We start from the raw sequence: 16,731 nt of genomic DNA, 5'->3' as shown, positions 1-16,731 counted from the left end.
TTGATTGGAAGTGATGCATTGATAGCACGTACGTCTCAGTCCTAGTACGCGATCGCATATCTAGAAATACATATGAGAACTATTTGCCGGGGGAATTCTGCTGCGGCAGTACTACTGCTTATCGCGACTAGCGTGTCGGCGCAAGAGACTTCGCGTCCGATCATTCCGGGCAACGACCAACAATCCCGACAACAAGAAGAGGCACGTGAACGCGAACGGTCCGTCTCCGCGCCCGGAGTGCGTTCAGGCGTGACAGCGAGCGCTGGGTATCCGACGCTGCTGTCGGAGTCGCCGTGCTTCCGGATCGATCGTTTCGCGATCGATGTGCCCGACGCACTGCCCACTTCCGTGAAAGCGCAAGGAGCGTCTGCTTTGCCCATGGATCGTTTTGCCTTCGTGCGCGAATGGCTCGACTACTACGCCGGTCAGTGCGTCGGCAAACAGGGCCTCGATATCCTCGTCAAGGGCCTGTCGCAAGCGATCTTGGCACGCGGCTACGTCACGACACGCGTGCTGTTGCCCGAACAGGATCTGTCGACCGGCATGCTTAAATTGTCGCTGATCCCCGGCGTGATTCGCCACGTGCGCGTCGCCGACGAGAGGCTGCACGGCGCCTGGAAAACGGCCTTTCCTACCCGCGACGGCGAGCTCCTGAACTTGCGCGACCTTGAGCAGGGCCTCGAGCAGATGAAGCGCGTGTCGAGCCAGGACGTGTCGATGCAAATCGTGCCGGCCGACGTGCCGGGCGAGAGCGACGTCGTGCTCGACGTGCAGCGCGGCAAACCCTGGACCGTCGTCGCGTCGATCGACAACTCGGGCACGCGCGCGACCGGACGGCTGCAGGGCAACTTGTCCCTCGGCATCGACAATCCGCTGGGCCTGAACGATATTTTCAACATCGGCGTGAGCCAAGATCTCGAGCTAGGCGACAAGCGGCTTGGCTCGCACGGCTGGAACGGCTTTTATTCGATCCCGTGGGGCTACTGGACCGCGACGCTGTCGGCGTACACGAACACGTACTACCAGCAGATCGCCGGCGTGAACCAGACGTTCGTCGCGAGCGGCAACTCGAAGACGGTCGACTTCAAGCTGAACCGTGTGCTGTCGCGCAGTCAGAACGACGTGTTCGGCGTGCAGTTCCGGCTGTCACGCCGGTTCGGGCAAAGCTTCATCGAAGACACCGAAATCCCGCAGCAGCGCCGCAACAACACGTTCGTCGAGTTCGGCCTGACCGATCGGCACTACTTCGGCAACGCGCAGTTCGACGGCACGCTCGCGTACCGGCAGGGCGTCGGTGCGTTCGGCGCACAGGACGACAGCGTGGCGGCCGACGGCGGCCCGACCTACCGCTACAAGATGGCGGTGCTCGATGCGAACCTGTCGGTGCCGTTCGCGATCGCGCAGCAGCCGTTTCGTTACGTGACGACCCTCCACGGCCAATTCACGGGCAACACGCTGTACTACATCGACGACATGACGATCGGCAGCCGCTACACGGTGCGCGGCTTCGACGGGGAGACGATGCTGGCCGCCTCCCGTGGTTTTTACTGGCGCAATGAACTGCAGGCGCCGATCGATCAAACCGGGCAGGCGGTGTATGCGGGCATCGACTACGGCCGCGTGTGGGGCCCGCAGCCGGTCACACTCGTGGGCACGCAACTGGCAGGGGCCGTGATCGGCGTGAAGGGGAGCGTCGCGACTCGCTTGGGTGCCTACGGTTACGACCTGTTTGCCGGCACGCCAATCTACAAGCCGTCCGGGTTTCCTACGGCACGCGTGACCGTTGGCTTTCAGCTCACCGCACAGTTCTGACGAAGTGGGCGCAATCCGCTACTTTGCCCGCCGTCGTTTGAGACGACGGCGGCGAGGATCGAGAACTGACGGCTTTTTCGATCGTATGGTGCATGGCTCTCTTGTCGGAGGGCCACGTGTGGCGACCATGCTATCCGCGCTGCGGCGGCAAAGCCCGAAATCGCCGCCTCACAACCCCACTCCGTAAACCTCCCCCGCCGCCGCCCGAATCGCCTCGACCATCACCGCCACTGCCGGCGAATGCAGCCGGTCGGTGCGCGTGATGATCCCGAAATCGTCCATCCGGCAATCCATCTCCAGCGGCAGCACCGTGACGATCCCGTGCCGCGCGTAGTAGTGCGCGACGTCCTCGGCGAGCACCGCGATCATGTCGCTCTGTTCGAGCAGTTGCGTGATGAACAGCAGCGCCGAGGTTTCGACGAGGTTCGCCGGCGGCGCGAGGCTCGCGCGCTGGAACACGAGCTCGAAGCGGTGGCGCAGCACGCTGCCGGCCGGCGGCACGACCCACGCGGCGCGTTGCACGTCGGCGAGCGCCAGCGGCGCGTGCGCGAGCAGCGGGTGGCCGGGCCGCACGACGGCGGCCACCGACTCGCCGGTCAGCGGCTCGTAGCGCAGGCGCAGCTTGTCGTGTTCGGCGGACAGCCGGCCGAGCACGATGTCGATCTTTTCCTGCGCGAGGTGTTCGAGCAGCACGTTGCTGGTATCGATCTCGACCGACACGTGCAGGCCCGCATGCGTCCCCTTTACCGCCGCCACGGCCGGCGGCACGAGCCGCAGGCCCGGCGACGTGATCGCGCCCACCGCCACGTGGCCCAGATGGCCGGCCTTCAGCGCGGCCAGTTCCTCGCGCGCCTGATCGAGGCTGCCGAGCGCCGCGCGCGCGTGGCGGATCAGCGCGTCGCCGTACAGCGTCGGCCGCATCCCGCGCGGCAGGCGCTCGAACAGCACCGCGCCGATCGATTCCTCGAGCTCGCGCAGCAGCTTCGACGCGGCCGGCTGCGTCATGTTCAGCGCGGCCGCCGCGCGGTGAATGCTGCCTTCGTCTGCGAGCGCGACGAGCAGCAGCAACTGGCGCGTCTTCAGGCGGGCGCGGTTGCCCCACGGGCTGGCTTCGGTCATCGTACGGGTTTATATCGATATCGGAATCGATATCGTAATCGCCTAAATCGTCATTAGCCAGTTATCAAAATTCTGCCTAGACTGCGCCGGTATCCCGTCACCACAGGACTGACGATGTCGGCAACAAAACCCAGGCTGCGCTCCGCTCAATGGTTCGGCACGAACGACAAGAACGGCTTCATGTACCGAAGCTGGATGAAGAACCAGGGCATTCCCGATCACGAATTCGACGGCCGGCCGATCATCGGCATCTGCAACACGTGGTCCGAACTGACGCCATGCAACGCGCACTTCCGCAAGCTCGCCGAGCACGTGAAGCGCGGGATCTCGGAAGCGGGCGGCTTCCCGGTCGAGTTCCCGGTGTTCTCGAACGGTGAATCGAACCTGCGGCCGTCGGCGATGCTCACGCGCAATCTTGCATCGATGGACGTCGAGGAAGCGATCCGCGGCAACCCGATCGACGCGGTCGTGCTGCTCGCCGGCTGCGACAAGACGACGCCCGCGCTGCTGATGGGCGCGGCGAGCTGCGACGTGCCGGCGATCGTCGTGTCGGGCGGCCCGATGCTGAACGGCAAGCTCGAAGGCAAGAACATCGGTTCGGGCACGGCCGTGTGGCAGTTGCACGAAGCGCTGAAGGCCGGCGAGATCGACGTGCATCACTTCCTGTCCGCCGAAGCCGGCATGTCGCGCTCGGCCGGCACCTGCAACACGATGGGCACCGCGTCGACGATGGCGTGCATGGCCGAGGCGCTCGGCGTCGCGCTGCCGCACAACGCGGCGATTCCGGCCGTCGATTCGCGCCGCTACGTGCTCGCGCACATGTCGGGCATCCGGATCGTCGAGATGGCGCTCGAAGGGCTCGTGCTGTCGAAGATCCTGACGCGCGCGGCGTTCGAGAACGCGATCCGCACGAACGCGGCGATCGGCGGCTCGACCAACGCCGTGATCCACCTGAAGGCGATCGCCGGCCGCATCGGCGTGCCGCTCGAGCTGGAAGACTGGATGCGCATCGGCCGCGACACGCCGACGATCGTCGACCTGATGCCGTCGGGGCGCTTCCTGATGGAGGAGTTCTATTACGCGGGCGGGCTGCCGGCCGTGCTGCGCCGGCTCGGCGAAGGCGGGCTGCTGCCGCACCCGGACGCGCTGACGGTCAACGGCAAGTCGCTGTGGGACAACGTGCGCGAAGCGCCGAACTACGACGAAGAAGTGATCCGCCCGCTCGACCGGCCGCTGATCGAGGACGGCGGCATCCGCATCCTGCGCGGCAATCTCGCGCCGCGCGGCGCGGTGCTGAAGCCGTCGGCGGCGAGCCCCGAACTGCTCAAGCATCGCGGCCGCGCGGTGGTGTTCGAGAACCTCGACCACTACAAGGCGACGATCAACGACGAAGCGCTCGACATCGACGCGAGCTCGGTGATGGTGCTGAAGAATTGCGGGCCGCGCGGGTATCCGGGCATGGCCGAGGTCGGCAACATGGGGCTGCCGCCGAAGCTGCTGCGCCAGGGCGTGAAGGACATGGTGCGGATCTCGGATGCGCGGATGAGCGGCACCGCGTACGGCACGGTCGTGCTGCACGTCGCGCCGGAAGCGGCGGCCGGCGGCCCGCTCGCGGCCGTGCGCAACGGCGACTGGATCGAGCTCGACTGCGAGGCCGGCACGCTGCATCTCGACATCACGGATGAAGAACTGCAGCGCCGCCTGTCGGACGTCGATCCGACCGCGGCGCCGGGCGTGGCCGGCCAGCTCGGCAAGGGCGGCTATGCGCGGCTGTATATCGATCACGTGCTGCAGGCCGACGAGGGGTGCGACCTCGACTTCCTGGTCGGCACGCGCGGCGCGGACGTGCCGAGCCATTCGCATTGAGCGGCGGGCGGCGCGACGTGCGCCGCCGCCGATGGCGGGCCTTCCCGGCCCGCGCTTCATGAAACCATGAACGCATGACGGCCGGCGACAACCGGGCCGAAGCAGGACGCGAACCATGACATCGAGCAGCACGCCGCGCTATCGCGGCATCTTTCCCGTCGTCCCGACGACGTTTACCGACACCGGCGAGCTCGACCTCGCGAGCCAGAAGCGCGCGGTCGACTTCATGATCGATGCGGGGTCGGACGGCCTGTGCATCCTCGCGAATTTCTCCGAGCAGTTCGCGATCACCGACGACGAACGCGACGTGCTCACGCGCACGATCCTCGAACACGTCGCCGGCCGCGTGCCGGTGATCGTCACGACGTCGCACTACGGCACGCAGGTGTGCGCGGCGCGCAGCCTGCGCGCGCAGCAGCTCGGCGCGGCGATGGTGATGGCGATGCCGCCGTATCACGGCGCGACGTTCCGCGTGCCGGAGGCGCAGATCTTCGAGTTCTATGCGCGCGTGTCGGATGCGATCGACATCCCGATCATGATCCAGGACGCGCCCGCGAGCGGCACGCCGCTGTCCGCGCCGTTCCTCGCGCGGATGGCGCGCGAGATCGAACAGGTCGCGTACTTCAAGATCGAGACGCCGGGCGCCGCGAACAAGCTGCGCGAGCTGATCCGGCTCGGCGGCGACGCGATCGAGGGGCCGTGGGACGGCGAGGAAGCGATCACGCTGCTCGCCGATCTCCATGCGGGCGCGACCGGCGCGATGACGGGCGGCGGCTTTCCGGACGGCATCCGGCCGATCCTCGAAGCGTTCCGCGAAGGCCGGCACGACGATGCGTTCGCGCATTACCAGACGTGGCTGCCGCTGATCAATCACGAGAACCGCCAGTCCGGGATCCTCACCGCGAAGGCGCTGATGCGCGCCGGCGGCGTGATCGCGTGCGAGCGGCCGCGGCATCCGATGCCGGAACTGCACCCGGACACGCGCGCGGAACTGCTCGCGATCGCGCGCCGGCTCGATCCGCTCGTGCTGCGCTGGGCGCGCTGAGCGATTCGCGAAGGAGAGACGCACGATGAGCAATCCAATTTCGCTGGGCGTGATCGGGATCGGCAAGATCGCCCGCGACCAGCATTTGCCGGCGATCGCCGCCGAACCGGGCTTCGCGTTGACTGCCTGCGCGAGCCGTCACGCGGAAGTCAACGGCGTGCGCAATTATCCGGATCTGAACGCGCTGCTCGCCGCCGAGCCCGAGCTCGACGCCGTGTCGCTGTGCGCGCCGCCGCAGGTGCGCTACGCGCAGGCGCGCGCCGCACTCGAGGCCGGCAAGCACGTGATGCTCGAGAAGCCGCCGGGTGCGACGCTCGGCGAAGTGGCCGCGCTGGACGCGCTGGCGCGCGAGCGCGGCCTCACGCTGTTCGCGACCTGGCATTCGCGCTGCGCGAGCGCGGTGGAACCGGCGCGCGCGTGGCTCGCAACGCGCACGATCCGCGCGGTGCAGGTGCGCTGGAAGGAAGACGTGCGGCGCTGGCATCCGGGGCAGCAGTGGATCTGGGAACCGGGCGGCCTCGGCGTGTTCGATCCGGGCATCAACGCGCTGTCGATCGTCACGCGGATCCTGCCGCGCGAGCTCGTGCTGCGCGAGGCGACGCTCATCGTGCCGAGCGACGTGCAGACGCCGATCGCGGCCGAACTCGATTGCGCGGATACCGACGGCGTGCCGGTGCGCGCGGAATTCGACTGGCGGCACGGCCCGGTCGAGCAATGGGAGATCGCGGTCGACACGGCCGACGGCGTGCTCGCGATCAGTCGCGGCGGCGCGCAATTGTCGATCGCGGGCGAGCCGGTCGAGATCGGGCCCGAACGCGAGTATCCGGCGCTGTATGCGCACTTTCGTGCGCTGATCGCGCGTGGCGAAAGCGACGTCGACGTGCGGCCGCTGCGGCTCGTCGCCGACGCCTTCCTGTTCGGCCGACGCGTGCAGACCGACGCGTTCGGCCGCTGAACCTGCGTGCGCGCGCGGCCTCGGGCGCGCACGACGAACGATTGATTACGGACACACATCACGGCATCGGCCGACACAAAGGAGACACCACATGAACCGCACGACTCACACGATCCGTCGACATACCCTGCGCGCGCTGCTGGCCGCGCTGTGCATCGCGCCGCTCGGCATGCAGGGCGCCGCGCACGCCGACGCGCCGCTGAAGATCGGCTTCCTCGTGAAGATGCCCGAGCAGGCGTGGTTCATCAACGAGCAGAACGCGGCGTCCGCGCTCGGCCAGAAGGAGAACTTCTCGGTCGTGAAGATCGGCACGCCGGACGGCGAGAAGGTGCTGGCCGCGATCGACAATCTCGGTTCGCAAGGTGCCCAGGGCTTCGTGATCTGCGCGCCGGACGTGCGCCTCGGGCCGGCGATCGCGTCGCGCGCGAAGCGCTACAACATGAAGTTCGTGACCGTCGACGACCAGCTCGTCGATTCGAGCGGCAAGCCGCTGCCGAACGTGCCGCACCTCGGGATGTCGGCGACCAAGATCGGCAACCAGGTCGGCCAGGCGATCTCCGACGAAATGAAGCGGCGCGGCTGGAAGCCCGAGGAAGTCGGCGCGCTGCGGATCACCAATTACGAGTTGCCGACCGCGAAGCTGCGCACCGACGGCGCGACGCAGGCGCTGCTCGCGAACGGCTTCCGCAAGGAGAACATCTTCGACGCGCCGCAGAAGACGACCGACGACGAAGGCGGCTTCAGCGCGGCGGCACCCGTGCTCGCCCGCCATCCGAACGTGAAGAAATGGGTGATCTACGCGCTGAACGAGGAAACCGTGCTCGGCGCGGTGCGCGCGACGGAACAGCTGCACATCCCGGCGGCCGACGTGATCGGCGTCGGCATCAACGGTGCGGGCGAGGCGTTCGCTGAATTCCAGAAGAAGGAGCCGACCGGCTTCTACGGGACGATCGCGGTCAGCTCGACGAACCACGGCAAGGACAGCACGCAGAACCTCGTCGACTGGATCCGCAACGGCAAGGTGCCGCCGGCCGACACGCAGACGAGCGGCAAGCTGATGACGCGCACGAACTGGCAGGCCGTGCGCGCCGAGCTCGGCATCTGAGCGGGCGAGGCGAGAACGCGATGACGATGCAGACGATGACGGCCGCGTCCGCCGGCCACGGTGCCGAAGCGGGCACGCCGCCGAGCGGCGCGCTGCTCGCGCTCGACGGCATCACCGTGACGTTTCCGGGCGTGCGTGCGCTCGACACGGTGTCGCTGTCGGTGCGCGCGGGCGAAGTGCACGGGCTGATGGGCGAGAACGGCGCGGGGAAATCGACGCTGCTGAAGGTGCTGTCCGGCGTGAACCAGCCGCAGGCCGGCACGTTGACGCTGAACGGCACGGTGCAGCGCTTCGCGTCGACCCGCGCGGCGCTCGAGGCCGGCATCGCGATCATCTACCAGGAGCTGCATCTGGTGCCCGAACTGACGGTCGCGGAGAACCTGATGCTCGGACAATTGCCGAGCCGGGCCGGCGTGGTCGACGAGCGCGCGCTCGCCGCGCGCGCGCTCGATGCGCTGGAGCGGCTGGGCGAGCATATCGATCCGGGTATTCCGGTGAAGTATCTGTCGATCGGCCAGCGCCAGATGATCGAGATCGGCAAGGCGCTGATGCGCGACGCACGGGTGATCGCGTTCGACGAGCCGACGAGCTCGCTGTCCGCGCGCGAGACCACGCAACTGTTCCGGATCATCCGCGCGCTGCGCGCGGAAGGCCGCGCGATCATCTACGTCACGCACCGGATGGAGGAAGTGTACGAACTGTGCGACCGCGTGACCGTGTTTCGCGACGGCCGCCGCATCGACACGTTCGATTCCGTCGCCGATCTCGACCGCGACCGGCTGATCGGCTGCATGGTCGGCCGCTCGATCGAGGACGTGTACGGCTACCGGCCGCGCACGGCCGGCGACGTGCTGATCGAGGCGAAAGGGTTGACGGGGCCGGGGCTCGCCGAGCCCGTGTCGTTCAGCGCGCGGCGCGGCGAGATCGTCGGCTTCTTCGGGCTCGTCGGCGCGGGCCGCTCGGAACTGATGAAGCTGCTGTACGGCGCCGCGCGCCCGAGCGCGGGGCACGTCGAGCTGAACGGCAAGCGGGTCGCGTTCGGCAGCCCGCGCGACGCGGTGCGCGCCGGCATCGCGCTGTGCCCGGAAGACCGGAAACAGGAGGGCATCGTCGCGATCGCGTCGGTGGCCGACAACCTGAACATCAGCGTGCGCCGTCATTTCAGCCCGGCGCGCGTGCTGCTCGACGGGCGGCGGGAACGCGAGCTCGCGCAGAAATACATCGAGCGCCTCGCGATCAAGACCCGCGACGGCGACACGCCGATCGGCGCGCTGTCGGGCGGCAACCAGCAGAAGGTCGTGATCGCGCGCTGGCTGGCCGAGCGCATCGACGTGTTCCTGATGGACGAGCCGACGCGCGGCATCGACGTCGGCGCGCGCGCGGAAATCTACAACCTGTTCTACGAACTCGCGGAAGCGGGCCGCACGGTGATCCTCGTGTCGAGCGATCTGGCCGAGGTGATCGGCGTGTCGGATCGCATCATCGTGATGAAGGAAGGACGGATCGCGGGCGAGGTCGACAAGGCGCACGCGACGCCCGACGCGCTGATCAAGCTCGCGCTGCCGCGCTAGCGGCGAGCAGTCAACCGGAAAGCAACTGATATGAGCCAGGCAATGCAACCCCAACGTACCTCCCCATCCCCGGATGCCGCCGCCGCGGCCACGCCCGCGCGTCCGCGTGGCGGCGTGTGGCAGCTGATCAACCGTTCCGGCATCGTGATGGTGTTTCTCGTGCTGTTCGCGGTGCTGTCGCTGACCGTGCCGGACTTTCTCACGCCGCGCAACATCCAGGGCCTGCTGCTGTCGGTCACGCTGATCGGCTCGATCGCGGTGACGATGATGTTCGTGCTCGCGTTAGGCGAGGTCGACCTGTCGGTCGCGTCGATCGTCGCGTTTTCCGGCGTCGTCGCGTCGACGCTGATCACCGCGACGCACAGCGTCGTGCTCGGCATCGCGGCCGGCGTGCTCGCCGGCGGCGCGGTCGGGCTCGTGAACGGCGTGCTGATCGCGCGCTGGCGGATCAACTCGCTGATCGTCACGCTCGCGATGATGGAAGTCGTGCGCGGCCTCGCATTCATCACGTCGAACGGCGACGCGGTGATGATCTCCGAGGAGCGCTTCTTCGATCTCGGCGGTGGGTCGTTCCTCGGCATCTCGTTTCCGATCTGGAGCAACATCGTCGGCTTCGTCGTGTTCGGCTTCCTGCTGCGCAAGACGGTGTTCGGCAAGAACGTGCTGGCCGTCGGCGGCAACGGCGAGGCCGCGCTGCTCGCGGGGCTGCCGGTGATGCGCATCAAGATCACGGTGTTCGTGCTGCAGGGGCTCGTGACCGGCTTCGCGGGCGTGATGCTTGCGTCGCGGATGAGCCTCGGCGATCCGAAGACGTCGGTCGGCCTCGAGCTCGGCGTGATCTCCGCGTGCGTGCTCGGCGGCGTGTCGCTGACGGGCGGCGTCGCGACGATCTCCGGCGTGCTGGTCGGCGTGCTGATCATGGGCTCGGTGCAGGACGCGATGAGCCTGTTGAACGTGCCGACCTTTTACCAATATCTGATACGCGGCGGAATTCTGTTGCTCGCGGTGCTGTTCGACCAGTATCGTCGCAACCAGCGGCGCGCGATGAAGATCTGATGTCGACCACGCGCGGCCGCCTGCAAATACGACGAATATCGGGAGACGGCATGCAACAGACTCATCCGGCCGCGTCGGCGACGCTGCTGGCCGACAGCCGCAACACGCTCGGCGAAGGCGCGACGTGGTGCGACAGGACGCACGCGCTGTACTGGGTGGACATCGAAGGCGCGCAGCTGTGGTGCTGCCGCGCGGACGGTTCGGACCTCGTGCAATGGGCGATGCCCGAACGGCTCGCGTGCTTCGCGCTGACCGACGATCCGGATGTGCTGCTCGTCGGGCTCGCGACGCATCTTGCGTTCTTCGATCTGCGCAGCGGCACGTTCACGCGGATCGTCGACGTCGAGCCCGAACTGCCGACGCGGCTGAACGACGGACGCTGCGATCCGTTCGGCGCGTTCGTGTTCGGGATGAAGGATGAGGGGGGCGATCCGCCGCGCGCGGTCGGCGGGTTTTATCGGCTCAATGCCGATCTCGCGCTGGAGCGGCTTGCGCTGCCGCCGGCCGCGATCGCGAACAGCATCGGGTTCTCGCCGGACGGCACGAAGATGTATTTCTGCGATTCGCTGGTGCGCGAGATTTTCGTGTGCGATTACCGGGCGGGCGGCGATGTCGCGAACGTGAGACCGTTCGCGCGGCTGACCGATGCCGATGGCGATCCGGACGGGTCGATCGTCGATCGCGACGGCGGGCTTTGGAATGCGCAGTGGGGCGGGCGAAGGGTGGTGCGTTATGGGGCCGACGGTGTCGAGACGGACCGCGTGGCGGTGCCGACTGCGCAGCCGAGCTGTGTGGCGATCGATGGGGAAGGCAGGCTGTATGTGACGAGTGCGCGTGTTGACCTGAGCGATGACGCGCTGGCCGGCGATGCGCACGCGGGTGGTGTGTTCGTCGCGCAGACGCGCTATGCGGGGTTGCCGACGACGCGGTTTGCGGGCACGCGCCCGTCGGACGGCTGACCGTCGCGGCTGACCGCGCGTACCGGGCGCGTGTCGCATACAACCGGACAGAGCGACGTTTCGCGTGCTGGTAAGATGGCCCGCAATTCCATCCCGCCCGCACCATGAGTTCCACCCCGACCAAGCCCGCGAACCCGAAAACCGCTGCAAAAGCCGCCGCGAAGAACGACGCCGCCCGCGCCCCGGGCGACAAGCCGAAGCCGCGCGTGCAGCAGCGCCTGACCTACGTGATCGGCGGCCTCGACCGGCTGCTGCGCCGTCACATGACCGACGCGCTCGCACCGCTCGGCATCACGCTCGCCCAATACACGGCGCTGTCGGTGCTCGAGGCGCGCGGCGCATCGTCGAACGCGCAACTGGCCGAACGTTCGTGGATCACGCCGCAATCGGCGAACGAGGTGATGAGCGTGATGGCCGCGCGCGGTTTCGTCACGCGCGAAGCCGACCCGTCGCACGGTCGCATCATCCTGCTGAAGCTGACCGACGCCGGCGCGGCGATGCTGCGCGAATGCGAAGCCGTGCTGCGCCCGCTCGAAATGCGCATGCTCGGCGACATTTCGGCCGACGACGCCGCGCACGTGCAGCGCGCGCTCGAACTGTTCTCGCGCAACCTCCGCGGCTGATCGGCTCCGACCCTTCACGACGCGCGGCCCGGGCGGCGCGCGTCCGCTTCGCTTCCCCGCCTCCCGGCGGCTGACCGTTCCCCGATTCCTCCGTTTTCCCGCTTTTCGCTCCGGGTTTACACCGGCGCTCGTGCCGCTTGCAATATCAGGTAGCCTGATATTAAATGAAGTCGTCCGCAGCAGGAATGCTGCGCACCGAATCGCACAGGAACGAACGACAGGAACAGACATGAGCAAGTACGACAACCGCTGGCAGACCGTTGAACTGAAAGTGGAGGCCGGCATCGCGTGGGTGACGCTGAACCGCCCGGAGAAGCGCAACGCCATGAGCCCGACGTTGAACCGGGAGATGCTGGAAGTCCTCGACGCGGTCGAGTTCGACGACGAAGCGAAGGTGCTGGTGCTGACCGGCGCGGGCGCCGCGTGGACGGCCGGCATGGATCTGAAGGAATACTTCCGCGAGATCGACGGCGGCTCCGACGCGCTGCAGGAAAAAGTGCGCCGCGACGCGTCGGAATGGCAGTGGCGCCGCCTGCGGATGTACAACAAGCCGACGATCGCGATGGTGAACGGCTGGTGTTTCGGCGGCGGATTCTCGCCGCTCGTCGCGTGCGATCTCGCGATCGCGGCCGACGAAGCGGTGTTCGGGCTGTCGGAGATCAACTGGGGCATCCCGCCGGGCAACCTCGTCAGCAAGGCGATGGCGGACACCGTCGGGCATCGCCGCGCGCTGCACTACATCATGACCGGCGACACGTTCACCGGCGCGGAAGCGGCCGAGATGGGCCTCGTGAACAGCAGCGTGCCGCTCGCCGGGCTGCGCGACGCGACGATCGCGCTCGCCGCGCGGCTGATGGACAAGAACCCGGTCGTGCTGCGCGCGGCGAAACACGGCTTCAAGCGTTCGCGCGAGCTCACGTGGGAGCAGTGCGAGGATTACCTGTATGCGAAGCTCGACCAGGCGCAGTTGCGCGACCCGGAGCGCGGCCGTGAACAGGGGCTGAAGCAGTTCCTCGACGACAAGACGATCAAGCCGGGCCTGCAGGCATACAAGCGTTGATACGGCGCGAACGCAGCCGCCGATATAACCGCGGACGTAACCGCAAGAGACAGGCAGGGCAGGAGACGACATGACCGACAGACGGATGCTGATCGGCGGCGAGTGGTGCAACGCTCGCGACGGCCGCACCTTCGACCGCTTCAACCCCGCGACGGGCGCGCTCGCATCGCGCGCTCCGGCGGCCGGCCTGGCCGATGCCGACGCGGCAATCGACGCCGCGCACCGCGCGTTCCCCGCATGGGCGGCGCTCGCGCCGACCGAGCGCCGCCGGCTGCTGCTGAAGGCGGCCGACCTGATGGACGCGCGCATCGACGCGTTCGTCGCGGCCGGCGTGGCCGAAACCGGCGCGACGCCCGGCTGGATCGGCTTCAACGTGACGCTCGCGGCGAACATGCTGCGCGAGGCCGCGTCGATGACGACGCAGATCGCCGGCGACGTGATCCCGTCCGACGTACCGGGCAATCTCGCGCTCGCGATGCGCGTGCCGTGCGGCGTGGTGCTCGGCATCGCGCCGTGGAACGCGCCGGTGATCCTCGGCACGCGAGCGCTCGCAATGCCGCTCGCGTGCGGCAACACGGTCGTGCTGAAGGCGTCCGAGGCGTGCCCGGGCGTGCACGCGCTGATCGGCGCGGTGCTGGACGAAGCGGGGCTCGGCGCGGGCGTGGTGAACGTGATCACGCACGCGGCGGCCGACGCGCCCGAGCTCGTCGAGCGGATGATCGCGCATCCGCATGTGAAGCGGATCAACTTCACCGGATCGACGCACGTCGGCCGGATCATCGCGCGCCACGCGGCCGCGCACCTGAAACCGGTGCTGCTCGAACTCGGCGGCAAGGCGCCGGTGCTGGTGCTCGACGATGCCGATCTCGATGCGGCGGTCGACGCGATCGCATTCGGCGCATTCTTCAACCAGGGGCAGATCTGCATGTCGACGGAGCGCGTGATCGCCGCGCGGCCGATCGCCGATGCACTCGTCGAGCGGCTCGCCGCGAAGGCGCGCACGCTGGTTGCCGGCGATCCGCGGGCCGGCCATCCGCTCGGCACGATGGTCGATGCGTCGGCCGCCGCGCGCGCGGCGTCGCTGGTCGAGGATGCGCGCGCACTGGGCGCGCAATTGCCGCTCGGCTGCCGCGTGGAAGGCGCGACGATGCAGCCCGCGATCGTCGACGGCGTCACGCGCGACATGCGCCTGTATCGTGAGGAATCGTTCGCGCCGGTGGTGGCGATCCTGCGCGCGGACAGCGACGACGAAGCGGTCGAGCTCGCGAACGACAGCGAGTTCGGCTTGTCGGCGAGCGTGTTCAGCCGCGATATCGCCCGCGCGATGGCGGTCGCGCGCCGGATCGAATCGGGGATCTGCCACGTCAACGGGCCGACCGTGCACGACGAGGCGCAGATGCCGTTCGGCGGCACGAAGGCGAGCGGCTACGGCCGCTTCGGCAGCCGCGCGTCGATCGCCGAATTCACCGAGCTGCGCTGGATCACCGTGCAGACCACGCCGCGCCACTATCCGATATGAGCGAGCCGACGATGAAAGCAGAGAAGGCGCCGCTTCAGGCTGGCCAACACGCTGGCGGCGTACGCTATCGCGCGGCCGCCGTCGCGGTCGGCGCGGCCGAGATTCGCCGCGCCGACGACGGCACCTGGTACCTGCGCTCGCGCGAGCCGCTCGGCGATTACCCGACGCGCATCACCGACTGCCTCGTACGCGGCGCGCAGGCGCACCCCGACCGCGTGCTGGCCGCGCGGCGCGGCGCCGACGGGCACTGGATCGAGATCACCTACGCGCAGATGCTCGAACGCGCCCGCGCGCTCGGCCAGGGCCTCGTCGATCTCGGGCTGTCGGCCGAGCGTCCGCTCGCGGTGCTGTCCGGCAACGATCTCGAGCATCTGCAACTGATGTTCGCGGCGATGCTGGCCGGCGTGCCGTACTCGCCGATCTCGCCCGCGTATTCGCTGGTGTCGACCGATTACGGCAAGCTGCGTCACACGCTCGGCGTGCTGAAGCCGGGCGCCGTGTTCGTCGCCGAACGCGCGCCGTTCGCGCGTGCGCTCGACGCGACGTTGCCGGCCGATGCGGTGCTGATCGTCGCGCGCGATGCCGATGCGGACGGAAAGGCCCGCGCGGTGCCGCTGTCGCGCCTGCTCGCCACCGTCCCGCGCACGATCGACACGATCCACGAGGCGGTCGGCCCCGACCATCTCGCGAAGATCCTGTTCACGTCCGGCTCGACGAAGCTGCCGAAGGCCGTGCCGACCACGCACCGGATGCTGTGCAGCAACCAGCAGATGCTGCGCCAGACGATGCCCGAGCTCACGCGCGAGCCGCCGGTGCTGGTCGACTGGCTGCCGTGGAATCACACGTTCGGCGGCAGTCACAACCTCGGCATCGCGCTGTACAACGGCGGCACGCTCTACATCGACGATGGCCGCCCGATGCCCGGCCGCTTCGACGAAACCGTGCGCAACCTGCGCGAGATCGCGCCGACGATCTACTTCAACGTGCCGAAGGGCTGGGAGGAGCTGACCACCGCGCTCGAACGCGACGCCGAACTGCGCGACACGTTCTTCTCGCGCGTGAAGCTGTATTTCTTCGGCGGCGCGGGGCTGTCGCAGGCCGCGTGGGACCGGCTCGACCGCGTGACCGAAGCGCATTGCGGCGAGCGCATCCGGATCATGGCCGGCCTCGGGATGACGGAGGCGTCGCCGTCGTGCCTGTTCACGACCGGGCCGCTGATGCGCGCGGGCTATATCGGGCTACCCGCGCCCGGCTGCGACGCGAAGCTCGTGCCGTGCGGCGGCAAGTACGAACTGCGCTTCAAGGGGCCGAACGTGATGCGCGGCTACTGGCATGCCGATGTCGATCCGCGCGACGTGTTCGACGAAGAAGGCTACTACCGCAGCGGCGACGCGGGCGTGTTTGCCGATCCGGAGCGGCCGGAGCTCGGGCTGATGTTCGACGGGCGGCTGACCGAGGATTTCAAGCTGAGCAGCGGCACGTTCGTCAGCGTCGGGCCGTTGCGCGCGAACGCGGTGTCGAGCGGCGCGCCGTACGTGCAGGACGTGGTCGTGACGGGAATCAATCGCGACGACATCGGCTTGCTGGTGTTTCCGCGCGTCGATGCATGCCGTGCGCTGGCGGGGCTCGCCGCCGATGCGTCCGTGACCGACGTGCTGCGTGCGCCGGCCGTGCGTGCGGCGTTCGCGGCGTGGCTGGCCGCGCTGAACCGGAACGCGAGCGGCGGTTCGACGTTCGTCGCGAGGATTCGGTTGATCGACACGCCGCCGTCGCTCGATCTCGGCGAAGTGACCGACAAGGGATCGCTGAACCAGGCGGCCGTGCAGAAGCATCGCGCGGCGACGATCGACGCGCTGTACGACCCGGCGCGGCGCGATCCCGACGTGATTTACGCGTAAGCAGCACGCGCGAGCAGTTACAGCGGTAAGCAGCACGCAGGTACAACGACCGGCCGGCCACGACACCGGCAGGCACTTTCGCGGCCAGTGAATCAGGCTGCCTGATAAAGGCGGCCGTTCATACGACACCTCGCGCGCCGAAC

The 16,731-nt window shown here is 68.2% G+C and carries 13 protein-coding genes; 12 read left to right on the top strand and 1 reads right to left on the bottom strand.

Annotated features, from left to right (window positions below):
- The first annotated feature begins 72 nt into the window (after positions 1-72).
- The gene (locus tag CFB35_RS28295) at positions 73-1,812 is read left to right on the top strand and encodes a ShlB/FhaC/HecB family hemolysin secretion/activation protein (RefSeq protein ID WP_059581566.1); all 1,740 of its coding nucleotides are present in this window, start codon (positions 73-75) and stop codon (positions 1,810-1,812) included.
- 168 nt (positions 1,813-1,980) lie between these two features.
- On the opposite strand, the gene CFB35_RS28290 is transcribed toward CFB35_RS28295, so the two are convergent.
- A complete protein-coding gene (locus CFB35_RS28290) occupies positions 1,981-2,931 on the bottom strand; it encodes a LysR family transcriptional regulator (RefSeq protein ID WP_059581569.1) in 951 nt (316 codons plus the stop codon).
- A 114-nt stretch (positions 2,932-3,045) separates the two neighbouring features.
- Here CFB35_RS28290 and CFB35_RS28285 point away from each other — a divergent pair, with 114 nt between their 5' ends.
- The 11 genes from CFB35_RS28285 (at position 3,046) to CFB35_RS28235 (ending at position 16,588) form a co-directional block, all read left to right on the top strand.
- Positions 3,046-4,797, top strand: coding sequence for an IlvD/Edd family dehydratase (locus tag CFB35_RS28285; protein WP_059581572.1), 1,752 nt, complete (start codon positions 3,046-3,048; stop codon positions 4,795-4,797).
- A gap of 115 nt (positions 4,798-4,912) precedes the next feature.
- Positions 4,913-5,842, top strand: coding sequence for a dihydrodipicolinate synthase family protein (locus CFB35_RS28280; RefSeq protein ID WP_059581575.1), 930 nt, complete (start codon positions 4,913-4,915; stop codon positions 5,840-5,842).
- A gap of 25 nt (positions 5,843-5,867) precedes the next feature.
- Positions 5,868-6,797, top strand: coding sequence for a Gfo/Idh/MocA family protein (locus CFB35_RS28275; RefSeq protein WP_059581578.1), 930 nt, complete (start codon positions 5,868-5,870; stop codon positions 6,795-6,797).
- A gap of 91 nt (positions 6,798-6,888) precedes the next feature.
- Positions 6,889-7,902, top strand: a complete 1,014-nt coding sequence (locus CFB35_RS28270; RefSeq protein WP_059581581.1) for an arabinose ABC transporter substrate-binding protein — start codon at positions 6,889-6,891, stop codon at positions 7,900-7,902.
- Between the two features lie 20 nt (positions 7,903-7,922).
- Complete coding sequence (gene araG / locus CFB35_RS28265) at positions 7,923-9,473, top strand: L-arabinose ABC transporter ATP-binding protein AraG (protein ID WP_060011184.1); 1,551 nt, start codon at positions 7,923-7,925, stop codon at positions 9,471-9,473.
- Between the two features lie 30 nt (positions 9,474-9,503).
- Positions 9,504-10,529 (top strand): L-arabinose ABC transporter permease AraH, encoded by a 1,026-nt coding sequence (araH, locus tag CFB35_RS28260; protein WP_059581586.1) that lies wholly within the window; start codon positions 9,504-9,506, stop codon positions 10,527-10,529.
- Between the two features lie 50 nt (positions 10,530-10,579).
- Entirely contained in the window at positions 10,580-11,488 is a 909-nt protein-coding gene (locus CFB35_RS28255; protein WP_059581589.1) for an SMP-30/gluconolactonase/LRE family protein, read from the top strand.
- Between the two features lie 104 nt (positions 11,489-11,592).
- Positions 11,593-12,111, top strand: coding sequence for a MarR family winged helix-turn-helix transcriptional regulator (locus CFB35_RS28250; protein ID WP_059581591.1), 519 nt, complete (start codon positions 11,593-11,595; stop codon positions 12,109-12,111).
- A 229-nt stretch (positions 12,112-12,340) separates the two neighbouring features.
- The gene (locus tag CFB35_RS28245) at positions 12,341-13,171 is read left to right on the top strand and encodes a p-hydroxycinnamoyl CoA hydratase/lyase (protein WP_059581593.1); all 831 of its coding nucleotides are present in this window, start codon (positions 12,341-12,343) and stop codon (positions 13,169-13,171) included.
- Positions 13,172-13,241: 70 nt separating this feature from the next.
- A complete protein-coding gene (locus CFB35_RS28240) occupies positions 13,242-14,690 on the top strand; it encodes an aldehyde dehydrogenase (protein ID WP_059581596.1) in 1,449 nt (482 codons plus the stop codon).
- Complete coding sequence (locus CFB35_RS28235; protein WP_060011186.1) at positions 14,687-16,588, top strand: feruloyl-CoA synthase; 1,902 nt, start codon at positions 14,687-14,689, stop codon at positions 16,586-16,588. The genes CFB35_RS28240 and CFB35_RS28235 overlap by 4 nt, the downstream gene beginning before the upstream one ends.
- Positions 16,589-16,731: the final 143 nt, after the last annotated feature.

It is taken from the genome of Burkholderia sp. AU16482, assembly GCF_002223285.1.
Classification (GTDB): domain Bacteria; phylum Pseudomonadota; class Gammaproteobacteria; order Burkholderiales; family Burkholderiaceae; genus Burkholderia; species Burkholderia semiarida.
The sequence above is the reverse complement of the archived record's forward strand: the minus strand, read 5'-3'. Positions and strand labels throughout refer to the sequence as shown.